The organism is Streptomyces sp. NPDC050546, assembly GCF_044457425.1.
GTDB lineage: Bacteria > Actinomycetota > Actinomycetes > Streptomycetales > Streptomycetaceae > Streptomyces.
The window spans coordinates 782,256-798,798 of record NZ_JBITGX010000001.1 but is presented as its reverse complement, the minus strand read 5'-3'; the positions used below and the strand labels follow the sequence as shown (position 1 = coordinate 798,798).

Here is a 16,543-nt window from a genome sequence, read left to right as displayed (position 1 = left end):
CTGAGGACATTTCGATGGCAGAGTTCACGGTCAACGCCCATCGTTTCGACCCGTACAAGAACTTCAAGTTCCTGGTCCTGTGGGACGGTCGGACGGTCGCGGGTATCAGCAAGATCAGTCCGCTGAAGCGGACCACCGAGGTCGTCAAGCACCGCCACGGCGGCGACCCCTCGTCCCCGCGCAAGTCGCCGGGCCGCTCCGAGTTCGAGGGCATCACCCTGGAGCGCGGCGTCACGCACGACCCCGAGTTCGACCGCTGGGCCAACAAGGTCTGGCAGGTCGGCGCGGGCCTCGGCTCGGAGGTGTCCCTCGCGGACTTCCGCAAGGACATCGTCATCCAGGTCCTCAACGAGGCGGGCCAGGTCGCCGTCTCGCACAAGCTCTACCGGACCTGGCCGAGTGAGTACCAGGTCCTCGGCGAACTGGACGCCAACGCCAACGCGGTGGCCATCCAGTCGCTGAAGCTCGAGTGCGAGGGCTGGGAGCGGGACTACGAGGTTCCGGAGCCGGAAGAGCCCTCGTTCCTCAACCCGGCGTAGCGCACCGCGGGGAGTGCCGCGATCGGCCGTCTGTTGTCTGCCGGCGCGTCGTGGCTGGTCGCGCAGTTCCCCGCGCCCTTCGAGGGCGCTGCTGAACCGCGTGGGTTCATGGGAACTGTTCGGACACTGGCAAGGGGGGACAGAAGGTGATCACGCGGGCGGCCGATGTCCTGGCCACCTGGGAGTCCGGGCTCGGGCAGGCGCCGGCCGGGCGGGCGGTGCTGTTGCACCGGGCTGCCCGGCCCGACCTGGGCGGCGATCAGCAGGCGCTGCTGTCGCTCCCGGTGGGGGAGCGGGAGGCAGATCTGTTCGCGCTGCGCCGGGCGTTGTTCGGCGAGCGGATGCAGGTGCGCCTCGAGTGCCCGGCGTGCGGCGCGGACATGGAGTTCGAGCTGGCCGCCGGGGAGTTCGCCCGCACCCTGGCCGACCGGGGCGAGCCGCTGGTGCGGGTCGCCGAGGACGGCTGGGAGGTGGAGTTCCGGGTGCCCGGCGTCGCCGATCTGACGGCGGCGGCCCGGGACCCCGACCCGCGCCGGGCGCTGCTCGCTCGGTGTGTGGTCACCGCCGTGCGCGACGGGCGGCCCGTGTCCGCCGACACGCTGCCCGTCGCCGTGCAGCGACGGATCGCCGAGGCGGCCCAGGCCGCCGACCCGGGGGCCGACGTCACGCTCAACATCGCCTGCCCCGAATGCGGGGAGCCCACCCGGGCCGAGCTGGACATCGCCTCTTACCTGTGGACCGAACTGGACGCCTGGGCCCGGGACCTCCTGCTCGACGTCCATCTGCTCGCCACCGCGTACGGCTGGAGCGAGCCGGAGATCCTGGCGCTCAGCCCGCTGCGGCGCCGTTACTACCTGGAGCTGTGTGCGGATGTCTGACTCCACCACGGAAGGGCGGCCGGAGCCCGACTTCCTCGACCGGCTGCTCGACCGGCACGCGACGCCCGCCGCGCGGCGACCCGGCGTGGTGCGCGTACGGCCGCGGCTGGCCGGCCCGTTCGAACGCGTCGAGGCGGTACGGGCCGCCGGACCGGACCCGGACGGCACCGAGCCGCTGTGGCCCGTCGCCGCCCCGGCCGCCGTCGCCCGCCCGGACGGGACGCGCCCGGCGGCCCCCGGGGTCGTCCGTACGGAACGGGAGCGGACGGTCGTACGGACCGAGCAGGCCCCGGCACCCGACGGGTCCGCACTCCGGCCGGCCCGGCCGGCCGAGGCCGAAGGGCCGCTGCTGCGTCCCGTCACCCCCACGGGCCCCGTGCTGCGGCCGGTCCCCGACACCGCCCGCCGCGCGGCGGGCCGGGGCCGCACCGAGCGGGCGGCCCCCACGAACGCGGCGTCCGTGCCGACCCCCCCTGGTACGGACGCCGCTTCCCCCGCCGCCGTGTCCGCCCCGCTGCTCCCCAGCGCGGCGGACACGGCGGCCGCACGGGACGCCGTCCGGCAGGCCGCGGCCCGCCGTCCCGGGCGCCCGGCCGAGCAGGTGGTGCAGGTGCAGATCGGGCGGCTGGAGGTCACCGCGGGCGGCGCGCCGCAGGGCGGTGGCGACAGGCCCCGGCCACGGGACGCGGAGCGCCCCCGGGCCGCGGTCAGCCTCGCGGACTATCTGGCCAGGGGGCGCGAGTGACTGAGACGCGACGGCACGGCAGCCGTACGACGAGCAGGATCAGGACGAGGAGAGGGACCGAGGAACCGACGCCATGAGCAACGCACTTGCCCTCGCCCATGTCACCCAGGCCCTCGCCCTGCTGATCGAGGCCAACCTTCCGCCGGACATCGACATCGCGGTGAAGGTCGAGCCGCGCAAGCCGCCGGCCGACCCGCCTCTCGAGCCGACCATCACCGTGTTCCTGTACCAGGTCACGCCCAACACCTCACAGCGCAACAACGACCTGCCGGTCCGGGCGTCCGACGGAACGCTGGTCCGGCGGCCGGCCGCCGCGCTCGACCTGCACTACCTGATCAGCGCGTACGGCGAGGAGGCGGAACTGGTCGGGCAGCGCCTGATCGGCTCGGTGGTGCGCACCCTGCACGAGATACCCGTACTGCCCGGGGACATCATCGAACTCGCCGGTCAGCGGCCGCACTTGAGCGGGAGTGACCTGGCCGGGGCGGTACAGCGGGTGCGGTTCACGCCCACGGTGATGGACGTCGACGAGACGTCCAAGCTGTGGGGGATGCTCCACCAGACGCCGTACACGCTGTCGGTCGTCTACCAGGCGGCCCTGGTCCTCATCGACGGGCGCGAGACGCCGGTGCCGGCGAAGCCGGTGGAACGGCCGGAGGTGCGGGTGCTGCCGTTCGGGGCGCCGGGGGCGCCGGTGCCGACGGTGCCGTCTGGGGGCGCTTCGCCGGAGCCGGCGGCCGAGGGACCGCCCTCGCAGGGTGCCGCGGAGCCGTCCGACGTACCTGTGAAGGCCGTCGCCAAGACAGCGGCGAAGACCCCCGCGAAGGCGACCCGGGGACGTAAGCCGGTGCCGCCCGCCAGGGCCGTGAGGAAGACGGCCGCCAAGTCCGCGAAGTCCCCGCAGACCCGGCAGGTGGCGGAGAACACGGACGGCGACGAGGACACGGAGAACTGAGGCACATGGGAGCGGCGGGGGCAGGTGAGGACATGGGAGCGCACGGCACGGCCGGGGCGGGGTCGACGGCTGCCGCCGCGCCGGGCGTCGGCCCGACGCTGACGGCCGAGATCCGGCGTGTCCTGGCCCGCGTCGACGCTCATGCGGCACGAGCGGCGGGGGAGACACTCGGGGCCACGGCCGCGCGTCGCGCTGCGCAGGACGGTGCGGGTGCGGGGCGCGTTGTGGACGGACGTGCTGCCGGGACGGCCGCGCGGCAGGTGTCGCGGGAGCACGCGGATGCGGAGCGCGTCGCGGATGAATGCCGCGGCAGCGGCGCCGCGCAGGGCGTCTCGCGGGATCCCGACGGCAGCGGTGCCGCCCCCGACCGTGTCGGTACGCCTGCGGAGGGGCCCGACGCCACGCAGACCCCCGTGCCCGGGGCCGTCGTCGACGGTCCCGGTACCGCCCCCCTCGACGCCCTGGTCGCCTGCTTCGGGCTCACCGTGTTCGAGCGTGACCTCGTGCTGCTCGCCGCCGCGCAGGAGCTGGAGCCGACGACCGGCGCCCGGTGTGCCGCCGCGAGTGGGGATCCGGAGCGGGCGTACCCGACGTTCTCGCTCGCCCTGGCCGCCCTGGACGAACCGCACTGGAGCGCGCTGCCGCCCGTGTCGCCGCTGCGTCGCTGGCGGATCGTGGAGCCGGACGACGCGTCACGGCTGACGACCTCCCGGCTCCGGCTCGACGAACGCATCCTGCACTTCCTGCTCGGCTCGCCCTACCTGGACGCCCGGCTGCACGGCCGGCTGCGTCGCACGCCGGTGCCCGACCGGCTGCCACCGTCGTACGACCTCGCCGCCAGCGGGGTCGCGGCCGGCTGGACGGACGGCGCCCGCCCCGACGCGCCGCTGCTCGTCGAACTGGTCGGCGGCGACCTGCGCAGCCGTGCCGACATCGCCGCCGCGGCCGCCGCGCGCGCCGGACTCGGGCTGTACGCGCTGAGCGCCGAGGACATCCCCGTCGACCCCGCCGAACGCGACCTGTTCGCCCGGCTGTGGCAGCGCGAGGCGATCCTGCTGCCCGCCGCGCTGCTCCTGGAGTTCGGCGAGCCGGACCGGGACCAGCAGGCGGCCACGGAGGCGTTCCTTGCCGGGGCGGCCGTACCGGTCGTGGTGTCGAGCGCCGACCCGCGCCGCACGGACCGCCCGCACGGCACCCGGGTCAGCGTGCCGCGACTGGACGACGAAGAGCAACTGGCTCTGTGGACCGACGCGTTCAGCGAGGTGACCGACCTGGAGGAGCACGAACTCCGGTCTCTGATCGCCCAGTTCCAGCTGCCGCCGCACGTCGTGCGGTCCGCCGCCGCCACCGTGCGCCGCGAACTGCCCCACGAGGACGAGCTCGACGCCGCCGGCCTGGCCTGGCGGGCCGGTATGGACGAGGCCCGGGTCGGCATGGACGAACTCGGCCGCCGTATCGAACCGCAGGCCGGCTGGAACGACCTCGTGCTGCACGAGCGGCAGACCGCCGTGCTGCGGGAGATCGTCGCGCATGTGCGTCAGCGTGCCGTCGTCCACCAGGAGTGGGGCTTCGCGGCCACCCTGCGCCGCGGCCTGGGCGTCACCGCGCTCTTCGCCGGCGGCTCCGGCACCGGGAAGACCCTGGCCGCCGAGGTGATGGCCAAGGAACTCGGCCTCGACCTGTTCGTCATCGACATCTCGCAGGTCGTCAGCAAGTACATCGGCGAGACCGAGAAGAACCTCCGCCGCGTCTTCGACGCCGCCGAACGCGGGGGCGCGCTCCTGCTCTTCGACGAGGCCGACGCCCTGTTCGGCAAGCGCAGCGAGGTCAAGGACAGCCACGACCGGTACGCCAACCTCGAGGTCAGCTACCTGCTGATGCGGATGGAGGCGTACCGCGGCCTCGCCATCCTCACCACCAACATGAAGAAGGCCCTGGACAACGCCTTCCTGCGGCGCATCCGCTTCGTCGTCGACTTCCCCTTCCCGGCCGAGCACGAACGCGCCGAGATCTGGCGCCGCGTGCTGCCGTCACAGGCCCCGGTGAAGGACATCGACCCGCGGTTGCTCGCGCAGCTGACCGTGGCGGGCGGCTCGATCCGCAACATCGCCCTGTCCGGCGCGTTCCTCGCCGCCGAGGAGGGCGAGGCGCTCCAGATGCGGCACATGCTCGCGGGAGCCCGCACCGAATACCTCAAGCTGGAACGCTCCTTGACGCCGACGGAGGTCCGCGGATGGGTGTGACGCAGACAGGTGCAACCGGTGGGACGCGGGTGGGCGCGACACCGGCGCCGCGCGAGATCCGTGTGGAGATAGGCGAGCTCGTCCTCGGCGGCTTCCGTGCGGACCCCGACCGGGTCTCGGCCGCCTTCGAGGACGAGCTGACCCGGCTGGTCCGCGAACGCGGCGTGCCCGCCGACGCTCCTTGGACGGCCGACGTCCTCTCCGGCCTGCCCCCGCTGCCCGCCGGCCTGTCCGCCCGCCGCCTCGGGCAGGAACTGGCCCGCGCGGTGCACGAAGGCCTGTGCGGCCGCGGGGAGGTGACCTCATGAGCAACTCCCCGACCCAGGACAGCCGTTCCGAGCAGTCCGCCGAACAGCGCCGCCGCAAGCGCAAGGAGCGTGCGGCCACGTCCCGCGCCCCCGAGCCGAAGAACATCGTCAGCGGCGCGGGTCAGCCGCTCGACCCGGGCGTACGACGGGAACTGGAGGAGCGCCTCGGGCACGACCTGAGCCGCGTACGCCTGCACACCGGCCGGGACGCCGGGCAGCTCACGGACCTGCTCGGCGCGGACGCGGTCGCCGTCGGCCAGGACATCTTCTTCGGCGAGGGGGCGTACCGGCCGGGCACGGACGAGGGCCGCCGGCTGCTCGCCCACGAGCTGCTGCACACCGTCCAGAACCCGCACGGCCTCGGCACCCTGCGCGCAGGCCGCGACCTGGGCGCGGTGAGCCTGCCGCAGCAGTCCATCGAACGGGAGGCCGAGTCGGCCGCGCAGGAGCTGGTCCGGGGCACGGAACCCGGGCCGGACGGGGCCGCGGACCTCGACCAGGCCCAGGCCACCCCCGGCTGGCTCCGCTACGCGACCGTCGACGCCGACCGCCGCCGCACGGAGCAACTGGACCCCGCGACCCTCGTCGACCGCCTCGCGAACGGCCTGCTGCGTTCCCTGCGCGGCGACCCGGAGGACCGGTCGGGCCGCGTCCGGATCCAGCTGGCCCGCATGGCGCCCGAGGTGCAGGACAGCGTCCTGGACCGACTGGAACTGCGGCTGCCCGTGCCCGTCGTCGACCGGCTGCTGGAGGGCGTGGAGGAGACGGAGCGGTCGGGCCCGCTGCCGATGGAGGCCGCCGCGGCTCCGCTGGCCGTACCCGGTGCGGCGGAGGAGATCGAGGAGGAGCGCGCTCGCGAGGACTCCGAAACCGATGCCGCCCCCGGCCGGGAGGTACGGCCGAACGAGCCCGGCAAGCCCGGTGGGGAAGCGCAGGACGGCCGGCCCGCGCCCGGTGGCGACCGGGAAGAGGACGCCGGGAACCAGGACGGCGGAGGATCCGCCTCCGGCGACGCCGACCAGGAGAACGCCCAGGAGCCCGCCCAGGGCGGCGCCGGCTCGGCCGCGCGCCGGCAGGAGGGCGCCGAGGACGAGCAGGAGCGCGCCCAGGACCAGCAGGAGGAGAAGGACGCCTCCGGCCGGGACGCCGAGAAGGACGCCGACGACGAACGCAAGGACGCCTCGGACACCGAACGCGACCAGCAGGACCAGGACAAGCAGGACGAGCGCGACGCCGAGGAGGACCGGGGCGGCCCCGAGGAAGAGGCCGCCCAGGAGCCCGAGAAGCAGGCCGGCGAGCAGGAGCGGCGGGAGGACGAGGGCGCGTCCGAGGCGACCCGCCGCCAGGCCCCCGCCCCCGGCACCGTCGACCGCAGCGGCGCCGAGCCCGGGGAGAAGTCCCGGACCGGCGGGGACACCGGAACGGCCCGTGCCGTGGGCGACCCGGAGAACGAACAGGACGGCGACGACGAGCCGTTGGGCCTGGACGCGGAACCCGCGCAGGACGACACGGAACGGGAGGCGGGCGACGACACGGCAGGGACGGCCGGCGCGCAGCCCGTGCCCGATGCCGACCTGGTCGGATACACGGACGCGGCGAAGAACCCGGGTCTCGCCGAGGAGCGGCGGAAGGGTACGGCCCCGCTGCCCACCCTGCCGTCGGCCTCCGAAGCCCCGGCGCAGGACACGGCAGCGCAGGAGGCCACGCCCGGCGGCACGTCCCGGGACGCCGCGGCGCGCTCCGAGGAGGAGGAAGGCAGCGGCGGCGAGTCCTTCGAGGACCTCCTGAGCGGTACGGCCGACGCGCACCAGACCGACGCGTCCGTAGTCGGCGGTGGGCTCGCTACGGCGGCTCCCGGTGCGGCCTCGACGGCGGACACCGCCGGGACGGACCGGGAGCCGAAGCAGTCGGACGAACGCCGGGAGGACGCCGAGGCCGCACGGCGCGACGAGGAGGCCCGGACCTCGGACGCCGCGGCGACGGGTGCGGCCGCGGGGCCCGGTGAGACCGCCGCGCCGGACCAGCTGGCCAAGTCGGGCGAGGACGCCCGTACGCAGGGTGCCGGTGCACCGTCGAGCACCGGGGCGGAGAAGGACGGCGCGAGCGGGACCGCCCAGAGCGCCCGGAAACCCGAGGCCGGAGCCCCCGACCGCAGCGGTGGGAAGGAGGCGGACGCCGGGGCGGACAAGGGCAAGGACAAGCAGGCCGGCAAGTCCGAGGGCGGGCGCGAAGCGGGCGGGACGAGCGGCCCGCGCGACACCGCCGGGGATCAGGGGGCCACGGCTCCCGCCCCCGACACGTCCCCCGGTGGCCAGGAGAGCTCCGAAGGCAAGGGTCCGGCGACCACTCCCGGCCCCGAGAGCGGGCCGGACAAGGTCTCCACCCCGGGGCCGTCGAGCGCGCCGAAACTGGCACCGGGCAACGGCCCTTCGCCCATGGCGGCGGGGCCGCAACCCAGGACCAACACTCCCAAGGCCGCCGAGTCCGCGGCCCCCACCGGAGCGTCCGGCGGCTCCACGGGTTCACGCGCCCGCCCGGCGGGCGGCAAGCGCCAGGCCGCGCGCCAGGCCGCGAAGACCGCTGCGCGCCGTGGCGGCGGAGGCGGCGGCGGAGGCGGCCGTAGGTCCGCGGCCCCGGTGCCCGTCCGATCCGGCGGCCGCCCTTCCGGGGCCGGCGGGTCAAAGGCGAACCCCAAGGCCAAGAAGGAGACCCCGCCCCCGGACGTCTCCAACGCCACCCCCGAGTCCGGTCTGTCGACGGCCGCGGGGCTCAAGCCGCACCAGGCCCTGGAGACACTCAAGGGCGTCGGCAGCGCGGTCGGCCGCTCGGTCGACAAGGAACGCACCACCCTGCGCAAGGCGCCGCCGAAGACGCAGCGGCCCTCCGGCTCGCCGCGCACGGTCCCCGGCGGCCCGCGGGCGGCGGCCCCGGGCACGTACACGAACGCCAAGGTCGCCCGTACGGACGCGGCTCAGGGCAGGACGCCCGAGATCAAGGGCGAGCAGAAGCCGGAAGGCGACGTCCCGGGCGCGAACGTGCCGGAGCCGAGCTGGTGGGACATCGCCGTCACCATCGGCGCCCAGCTGTTCGGCAAGCTGCTGAAGGAGATCCTCCCGCTCGACGACCTGATCGACTCCATCCTCGGACTGCCGACCGAGGACGAGGGGCTGAAGAACGCCCGCGTGGGCGACGCCCCGAGGCTTCCGCTGGAGAACGACTCGGACCCGCAGCGCACCGACGAGCAGGGCCGCAAGCTCGACGAGCGGAAGAACGAACTGCACCAGTCGGGTCGTGACGACGCGGCCCGACCCATGGGCGAGGACCAGATCTATCCCGATGTGCCCAGGGAGACCCTGACCGGCAAGGTGGCCGGCGGGAAGAAGACGGCGAAGGGCGGCGGCGCGCGGTCGGTGTCGGGCGGCGGTGTGCCGATCGAGTCCGCCTCCGCGGTCGCCGAGCACGACCGGGGTCCGCAGATCCAGGCCGGCTTCTCCCAGGGCCGGGACAAGATGGGGCAGGAGCGCCAGGCCAAGGACAAGAAGGCGGCGGACGACCGCAAGCAGCACGACCAGGACCTCCAGAAGGAGGTCACGGCCAGTGGCAAGAAGCAGTCCGACGCCCGCGACAAGGGCCGTTCCGACATCGCCGACTCACGAGACCGGTGGCGCGGGGAGCAGGACGACAAGGTCTCGGAGATCGACGGCAAGAAGGGCAAGAAGTACGACAAGGTCCGCGACGACATCAAGAAGAAGGAGGAGGACACCGACAAGGACGTCGACAAGCGGACCGAGGACGACAACAAGAAGATCGACGACGAGCAGACGGGCGCCGAGAAGGAGGCGGAGAAGAAGCAGGAGGACGGCAAGGACGACGCCGACAACTGGCTCGAAGAGGCCATCGAGAAGCTCAAGGAGTTCTTCGAGAAGCTCAAGAACGCCATCAAGAGCGTCTTCGAGAAGGCCCGTCAGGTCGTCACCGACCTCATCGACAAGTTCAAGCAGCAGGTCTTCAAGCTCATCGACGACGCCCGCAACTGGGTCATCGACCAGATCAACACCTTCGCCGACGCGCTGATCGCCCTCGGTGACGAGCTCCTCGCCGACTACCCGGCGATGCGCGACAAGTGGCGCAACACCATCGACGGGGCGCGCGACTGGGCCGTACAGAAGGTCAACGAGGCGGCGGACGCGCTGAAGGAGGTCGCCGGGAAGCTCCTCGACGGACTGTGCGGCGCGCTCCTGGCGGGGCTCGACGCGCTGGAGGGTGGGCTGCTGGCGGCGGTCGACATCGCCGAGACGGTCACCGTCGGCGCGCTGGAGTTCGGTGCCGCAGCGGTCGCCGCGCTCGGTGAGTGGGCGGCCATCTTCAACGACATCGTCTCCGACCCGGGCGACTGGATCAGCAAGGCCGGTGCCGCCGCGGAGACGGGCGCCAAGGAACACCTCTTCGAGGAGATCAAGACCGCCGTCAGGGCCTGGTTCAACCAGAAGGTCCAGGAGATCATCGGCATCCCGATGGAGGATTTCCAGGAGCTGATCTCCGGCGGCGTCACCGTCGAGCAGATGGCGCAGATGGCCTGGGACGAGGCGCTGCCCCAACTCCCCGTCATCATCGGCGTGATGGTCGTCGAGAAGGTCGTCGCCAAGCTCATCCCCGGCGCCGGCTGGGTCATGGCCGTCATCGACGCCCTCCAGACGGCGTGGGGAGCCCTCAGCGAGATCCTCGCCGCGTTCGGCCTGTTCATGGACTTCCTGAAGTCGGTCAAGAGCGGCAACGGCGCGCTGCCGTTCGCCAAGGCGGTCGCGGCGGGAGTCGTGGCACTGCTGGAACTGGTCTACGAGTTCCTCATCGAGGGCGTCGGCCGCTTCATGGGCAAGGTGGCCGAACGGCTCGGCGACATGCTGAAGAACCTCCGCACGAAGAAGAACAAGCCGGGCCCGTCCGACGCGCCGTCCCCACCGGACGCCCCCACCAAGCCCAGGGACGACCGCACCCCGTCCCAGGACCGCACGGACGACCGCCCCGCGGACCGCACGGCCGACAGGCCCACCGACCGCCCGTCGGCCCCCCGCAAGCCGTCCCCGGACAGGACCTCCCGCCCCCCGTCGAAGCCCCGCCCCGGCAAGCGCTCCGCCCCGGAGAAGAAGCGCCGCCCGGCCCACACCACCCGCCCGAGGAAGCGCCGCGACGACGAACGCCGCGACGAGGGGCGCGAGGTGAACGCGGCCCGCAAGCGCATGCGGGACGCGGACCGCCGCCTGAAGGACGACGACAGGCCCGACCGCCGCGACACGCCCCGCCGCGGCCCGGCCCGGGACACCATGCGCCCGGACCGCCGCCGCGACGCGAACGACCGCGACCGTGACCGCGACCCCAAGGACCCGCGTGCGGGCGACCGCCGCCCCGACGACCGCCGCCGGGACGACGACCGCAGGAACGACCGCCGACCGTCCGCCGACCGCCGCGACCAGGACCGCCGCCGTGACGACGACCGCCGTCCAGACCGCCGCCGTGACGACGACCGCCGTCCAGACCGCCGCCGTGACGACGACCGCCGCCGCGACACCGACAAGGACCGCCCCCGCCGGCGCCCCCTCCGACGAGCACGCCAGACCATCAAGTCAGCGGTCAACAGAGCCCGCCGCGCGGCCGGCAAGCTCTTCGGCAAGGCCCGCCGCAGGATCGGCAACGGACTCGACGAGCGGTTGCGGAGGCTGCGGGAGCAGTGGCGGCGCCGGGACGATCGTGGCAGGAACAGGCCGCGCGACCGCGGCCGGGACCGGCGGCGGGAGGACGAGAAGCAGCGGGAGGACAACGGCATCACGGACTTCGACCTGCCGAGCGTCCGGTTTCGCACGAGAGACGGCGAGGCCCACACTCTCCTGTTCGACGGGAAGGGCAGGAGCGCCGATCTGGCGGTCCGCAGTGTGCTACAGGCCATGGCGGGCTACTTCGGGGACTGGGACACGGAGATACAGGAGCTGAAGGCAAAGGGCCAGGTCGACCTCGCGAATGCCATGACCGACCTCGTTTCCGCGGCCCGCCGACAGAGTCGCACGGTCGAAACCATGCAGAACGCCCTGCCCAAGCCCCGCAACCGCCACGGTGTCAGCCGCGGCACGCTCGGCGACGTGGCGTTCCAGCGTCAGATCGAGCGGCTTCGGGACGCCATGAAGGTGCTGGCGGACCTGCTGGAGCAGCGGAACTCCGGCGACAAGGAGCCGCCCCTGCCGGACACGATCCTGCCACCGTTCGTCGACGGGCCCATGGCCTTCAACTTCAAGGCCCGGTTCGTCAAGAAGAGCACGCCGCCGGGGACGGAGGCGGACGAGCGACGCGGTGCCCATCCGGTGGGATGGAAGGAACTTGAGCAACTTCCGGGTGGGCGAGCCGAACGAGGTCGGTACTGGGTGCGCATGCACATGCTGCCGACGAAGATCGGTGGTCACGCGTCCACGTCCAATCTCGTCCCCGCGCCGGGCGCCACCAACACCCGGGCCATGGTCCAGATCGAGCATCCTGCGCAGGCCGCAATCGGGCACGACGTCGAACACGGAACGATTCCGGCCGTCCCCGAGAAGATGATCTGGTATCAGGTCTCCATCAACTACCGGGGCCAGTATCCAGGTTTTCCGCGCCGGGTAGGGGTGCGCTGGGGCGGCTACAGGGTGTCCGGTAACCAATGGCAGGAGAGAAGCGCGAGCAAGACATGGGCGGAGAACGTCCCGGCGCCCAACATCACAGCCGGATTCGACATCAAGAAGGCCAAGGCGGCCACGGTCAGAATGGTGACCCGGGTCTCCGATTCCACCGCGCAGACAATTGTCAAGCTGCTCAGCGCTTCGCCCGCGAGCTACAACAGCGTGGACGATCTGGTAGCGGCCCTGTCCGCCGGCGCCTCGGGACTCACCGGGGAGCCTGCTCAGCGGCTACGAAAGGACCTCGCCAAACTAATTGCCGCACGAGTGAAGATCAGATTCTGAGTCGGAGAGAATTGTGGAAACCACACCTGCCGAGCGTGCATGGATCGACGTGTTCGACGAACTACGAGGCTGTCCCGATGTTCTCCTGGACATGGACAACCTCGAGTTCCCCGACGGGGAGGCAGCAGATGCCGATGCTGCCTTCGCTTCGCTCGAAGAGCGGGACGGGGTGGTGCTCGCCCCGTCATTGAAAGACTGCTACCTGCGGTTCTCCGATGTGGCTGCCGGATGGGGAGCCGGCATGACGGAGGAGGACGAAGACCCCTTGTTCGCGGGGGAGTTCGACATCATTCCGCTCGTCAGGGCCATTCGCGATTCCGCGCCGGTCGAGCGTGTGCCCGATCCTTCGTCGAAGCAGCGGGAGTTCCTGTCCGAGCTCCGGGACTTCGACGTCACGAGCCTGACAGGTACGGGCAAGGTGGCCTCGCTACGCATTCGGCACGGCGTTGCGCACAGCCCGGAGATCTGGTTCAGCGACGGTCCACGCGGTATTCACCAGATGGATGTCGATTTGCCTGGCTATCTCGAGGCGCTGAGGATCACCAAGGGAACGTTCGGCTGGCAGCTCCTCTACACCGATGTTCCTCTCGCGCATGACCGATACGAGGTGACGGTGCGTTTCCTGAAGGAAATGCTTCGAGTCTTCCCCGACTTGTTCCCCGCGCATGACTACGAGCCGCTGCGAGCACGTCTCGCAGAGCGTCTGCGCTAGATACGGACAGGAACCCATGACCCGCTACGCCGACATCCCCAAGCCCATCCGCTCCGGCATCGTCGTCGTCAACCCCGACACCGGTACCCCGCAACGCATCATCGTGCTGCAGTTCAACCCGGACACCCTCGAACGCAGCGTGAGCCCCCAGTCGGCGGGTGACAGTGGTGATGCCGGAGGTGGGGGGACCGGCAGTGGGGACCGGAACGAGGCGTTGCGGCTTAAAGGCCCCGCGCAGGAGACCTGGAAGTTCACCGCCGAGATCGACGCGACCGACCAGTTCGAGATCGCGGCGCCCGACGGGATCCACCCTCAACTCGCCACGCTGGAAATGCTCGTACAGCCGACCACCGCGCAACTGCGCGCCGCGAGCAAGCTGTCGCAGAAGGGTGCCATCGAGATCAGCCCGATCGAGATGCCGCTGACGCTGTTCACATGGGGGAGCAAGCGGGTCATGCCCGTGCGGTTGACGGAGTTGTCCGTGAACGAGTCCGCCTTCGACGTGAACCTCAATCCCATCCGCGCCTCCCTCAGCATCGGCATGAAGATCCTCACCGTCAGCGATCTGCCCGCCGGACACCGCGGCGCCGATCTGTACATGGCACACCTCGCGCAGAAGGAGCGGCTGGCCGCGGCGGCAAGGGGCGGCAGCCTCGGCGCGCTGGGGCTCGGCGGCGGCATCGGAGCAGCGGCGAGCGCATCGATCAGGAGGGGCTGAGCCACACCATGGCCGACATCGAACCGTACGAGAGCGCCCTGGACGCCATACCCGGCGCTCATCCCTATCCGCGCACCAGCCGGTACCACGACGCCGAGATCGGGGTGCACCGCCGCCCCGACGGAAGCGAGGTCCGGTACACCAAGCGCCGGTTGCTGCCGCCCCTCGACGACGGCGGCCGGCAGGAGGCTCAGCCTCATGTCGTCGCCGCGGGGGAGCGGCCCGACCTGCTCGCCCAGCGGTACTTCGGCGACCCCGGGCAGTGGTGGCAGATCGCCGACGCCAACCCGGTGCTCGATCCTCGCGAGTTGACCGACGAGGCCGGGCGGATCATCGGTATTCCGGTCGCCGGCGGCTTCCCGCAGGGGGACCGGCGTGTTTGACCTGCCCGTGGGGCAGGGCCCCGTGCACATCACCCTCCTCATGGGGCCCAAGCTCGCCCGCCCCGTGCCCGCCGAGGTCACCGAGGCCCTGCTCTCCGCGCAGATCACCGCCACCGCGGGCGAGCGCAGCGGTTTCCAGCTCGCCTTCGACCTCACCAAGAACGGCATCATCAGCCGCCGGCTGCTGCCCGAGGGGTACTTCGACCCGAAGACCCGGCTCATCGTCACCGTCAACGTGCGGGGCACGGCCGCCGTGCTGTTCGACGGGCTCGTCGTACGGCAGGAGGTCGGTGCCAGCAACCGGCCCGGCCACTCCACCCTCACCGTCACCGGCGAGGACCTCACCCTGCTGATGGACCTGGAGGAGCGCACCGCCCGCTACCCCAACCTGCCGCCCTCCGAGCGGGCCCTCGCCATCCTGCGCCGCTACTCCGACTACGGCATCCGGCCCGACGTCTACACCGAGAAGGTCGCCCAGCCCCCGCACCAGGACCTGCGCGTGCACTACCAGACCGGCACCGACCTCCAGTACGTCACCGAGCTCGCCCGCGCCAACGGCTACACCTTCTATCTGGAGCCCGGCCCCAACCCCGGTCAGTCCTCCGCCCGTTGGGGCCCGGAGGTCCGGCTCGGCATCCGCCAGCACGCCCTCAACGTCAACATGGACGCCCAGTCCACCGTCGACCAGATGACGTTCGCCTACGACGGAACGGCCAGGGAAGAGCCGCAGGCACGCTGGCAGGACCCCGGAACCCGGCAGTCCACCCTGCTGCCGCAACCGCCGATCAGCCCGCTGCGCCCGCCCCTCGGCAGGCGCCCCACCCCGGCCCTCAAGCGCAAGACGCTGTCCGGCACCGCCAAGCAGCAGCGCGAGCAGGCCGAGGCCGAACTGCTCGCCCGCGCGGCCGTCTCCGCCGACGTCGTCTCCGGCTCCGGGTCCCTCGACGTCAACCGGCACGGCTACATCCTCCAGCCGCGCCAGCTCGTCGGCGTACGCGGCGCCGGACGCGCCTACGACGGCGACTACTACGTCAAGTCCGTCACGCACAACCTGCGGCCGGGCTCGTACCAGCAGAACTTCACCCTCTCCAGGGAAGGGCTCGAAGCCCGCGGCGACTACGTCCGGCCCTGACCCACCCCCTCCACCAGACCATCGACCAGGAGCACCTCCACCATGGCGGCACCCAGCAATCGCTACCTCGGCAAATTCCGCGGCCGGGTCGTCGACAACAACGACCCGCTGCGCATCGGCCGCGTCACCGTCGAGGTCCCCGACGTGCTCGGTGACGAGCCGTCCACCTGGGCGCTGCCCTGCCTGCCGTTCACCGGGCCGGAGTCCGGGCAGTTCGTGGTGCCCCCGCCCGGCGCGGGTGTGTGGGTGGAGTTCGAGCAGGGGGACCCCAGCTTCCCGGTGTGGACGGGGTGCTGGTACGGCGCCGCCGAGGAACTGCCGCCCGACGCGCGCCGCGAACTCCAGGCGAACTCGCCCAGCAAGCCGGTCGTCGTGCAGACACCGCAGGCGCACAAGCTCGTCATGAACGACACGCCCGGCGCCGAGCAAGGGATCCTCCTGCAGGCCCAGGGCGGCGCCTATATCCGCATCACCAAGGAAGCCGTGGTCATCGCGACCGGCGCGGGTGCCGAGGTCGTGCTGCGCGGACGTGAAGTGACGATCAACGAGGGCCAGTTGACCGTGCTCTCGAAGCGATAGACGACGGGGGATCCAGCAAGTGACAGGAACGACCAGAAGACTTCTCGACGCCGGCACCGTGCTCGGCTGCCCGCACGGCGGGCGCGTCACCGCGGCCACCCCGCCCTCCGGCGGCGTCCGCGTCGCGGGTGCCGCCGTCGCCACGGCCGCGCATTCCTACGTGGTCACCGGCTGCCCGCACACCGTCGACCGGGTGCCCTCGCCGTGCGTCACGGTCCGCTGGACCGCCGACACCACCGGCATCACGGTCGACGGCGCGCCCGTGCTCCTCGACACCTCCGCGGCCCAGTGCTTCAGCGCGGCCTTCGTCCCGCAGGGGCCTCCCGTCGTCCAGGCCGCGCAGCGAAAGGTCACCGTCCGATGAGTTC

At 72.3% G+C, this 16,543-nt stretch carries 13 protein-coding genes; all 13 read left to right on the top strand.

Translation table 11 applies throughout. The features are described 5' to 3' along the window. The first annotated feature begins 14 nt into the window (after positions 1-14). The 13 genes from ACIBK5_RS03555 (at position 15) to ACIBK5_RS03495 (ending at position 16,539) form a co-directional block, all read left to right on the top strand. Positions 15-539: a phage tail protein gene (locus ACIBK5_RS03555; protein WP_004003113.1), complete on the top strand. Its 525-nt coding sequence runs from the start codon at positions 15-17 to the stop codon at positions 537-539. Between the two features lie 146 nt (positions 540-685). After that, positions 686-1,417: a hypothetical protein gene (locus tag ACIBK5_RS03550; protein ID WP_399015697.1), complete on the top strand. Its 732-nt coding sequence runs from the start codon at positions 686-688 to the stop codon at positions 1,415-1,417. Next, positions 1,410-2,162, top strand: coding sequence for a hypothetical protein (locus ACIBK5_RS03545; protein ID WP_399015694.1), 753 nt, complete (start codon positions 1,410-1,412; stop codon positions 2,160-2,162). Before ACIBK5_RS03550 ends, ACIBK5_RS03545 begins: the two co-directional genes overlap by 8 nt. 73 nt (positions 2,163-2,235) lie before the next feature. After that, positions 2,236-3,117, top strand: coding sequence for a Pvc16 family protein (locus ACIBK5_RS03540; protein WP_399015691.1), 882 nt, complete (start codon positions 2,236-2,238; stop codon positions 3,115-3,117). A 32-nt stretch (positions 3,118-3,149) separates the two neighbouring features. Beyond that, positions 3,150-5,360 (top strand): ATP-binding protein, encoded by a 2,211-nt coding sequence (locus ACIBK5_RS03535; protein ID WP_399015689.1) that lies wholly within the window; start codon positions 3,150-3,152, stop codon positions 5,358-5,360. Between the two features lie 29 nt (positions 5,361-5,389). Then, complete coding sequence (locus ACIBK5_RS03530; RefSeq protein ID WP_399015688.1) at positions 5,390-5,668, top strand: hypothetical protein; 279 nt, start codon at positions 5,390-5,392, stop codon at positions 5,666-5,668. After that, positions 5,665-12,651, top strand: coding sequence for a DUF4157 domain-containing protein (locus tag ACIBK5_RS03525; protein WP_399015685.1), 6,987 nt, complete (start codon positions 5,665-5,667; stop codon positions 12,649-12,651). The genes ACIBK5_RS03530 and ACIBK5_RS03525 overlap by 4 nt, the downstream gene beginning before the upstream one ends. A 13-nt stretch (positions 12,652-12,664) precedes the next feature. Then, on the top strand, positions 12,665-13,363 hold the full coding sequence (locus ACIBK5_RS03520; protein ID WP_399015683.1) for a hypothetical protein: 699 nt from the start codon (positions 12,665-12,667) through the stop codon (positions 13,361-13,363). 16 nt (positions 13,364-13,379) lie between these two features. Further along, positions 13,380-14,081: a hypothetical protein gene (locus ACIBK5_RS03515; RefSeq protein WP_382487751.1), complete on the top strand. Its 702-nt coding sequence runs from the start codon at positions 13,380-13,382 to the stop codon at positions 14,079-14,081. Positions 14,082-14,089: 8 nt separating this feature from the next. Beyond that, positions 14,090-14,464, top strand: coding sequence for a hypothetical protein (locus tag ACIBK5_RS03510; RefSeq protein WP_399015680.1), 375 nt, complete (start codon positions 14,090-14,092; stop codon positions 14,462-14,464). Continuing rightward, a complete protein-coding gene (locus tag ACIBK5_RS03505; RefSeq protein WP_399015679.1) occupies positions 14,457-15,596 on the top strand; it encodes a hypothetical protein in 1,140 nt (379 codons plus the stop codon). The genes ACIBK5_RS03510 and ACIBK5_RS03505 overlap by 8 nt, the downstream gene beginning before the upstream one ends. A gap of 42 nt (positions 15,597-15,638) precedes the next feature. After that, positions 15,639-16,175 carry a phage baseplate assembly protein V gene (locus ACIBK5_RS03500; protein WP_193483451.1) on the top strand — a complete coding sequence of 179 codons (537 nt, stop codon included), beginning with the start codon at positions 15,639-15,641 and terminating at the stop codon, positions 16,173-16,175. Between the two features lie 19 nt (positions 16,176-16,194). After that, on the top strand, positions 16,195-16,539 hold the full coding sequence (locus tag ACIBK5_RS03495; protein ID WP_184595013.1) for a hypothetical protein: 345 nt from the start codon (positions 16,195-16,197) through the stop codon (positions 16,537-16,539). Positions 16,540-16,543 lie beyond the last annotated feature (4 nt).

What these genes read in the sequence shown, in the direction of transcription:
- ACIBK5_RS03555 (WP_004003113.1), top strand. Translation starts at nt 15, where the DNA reads ATGGCAGAGTTCACGGTCAACGCCCATCGTTTCGACCCGTACAAGAAC.
- ACIBK5_RS03515 (WP_382487751.1), top strand. Translation starts at nt 13,380, where the DNA reads ATGACCCGCTACGCCGACATCCCCAAGCCCATCCGCTCCGGCATCGTC.
- ACIBK5_RS03500 (WP_193483451.1), top strand. Translation starts at nt 15,639, where the DNA reads ATGGCGGCACCCAGCAATCGCTACCTCGGCAAATTCCGCGGCCGGGTC.
- ACIBK5_RS03525 (WP_399015685.1), top strand. Translation starts at nt 5,665, where the DNA reads ATGAGCAACTCCCCGACCCAGGACAGCCGTTCCGAGCAGTCCGCCGAA.
- ACIBK5_RS03510 (WP_399015680.1), top strand. Translation starts at nt 14,090, where the DNA reads ATGGCCGACATCGAACCGTACGAGAGCGCCCTGGACGCCATACCCGGC.
- ACIBK5_RS03535 (WP_399015689.1), top strand. Translation starts at nt 3,150, where the DNA reads ATGGGAGCGCACGGCACGGCCGGGGCGGGGTCGACGGCTGCCGCCGCG.
- ACIBK5_RS03540 (WP_399015691.1), top strand. Translation starts at nt 2,236, where the DNA reads ATGAGCAACGCACTTGCCCTCGCCCATGTCACCCAGGCCCTCGCCCTG.
- ACIBK5_RS03545 (WP_399015694.1), top strand. Translation starts at nt 1,410, where the DNA reads ATGTCTGACTCCACCACGGAAGGGCGGCCGGAGCCCGACTTCCTCGAC.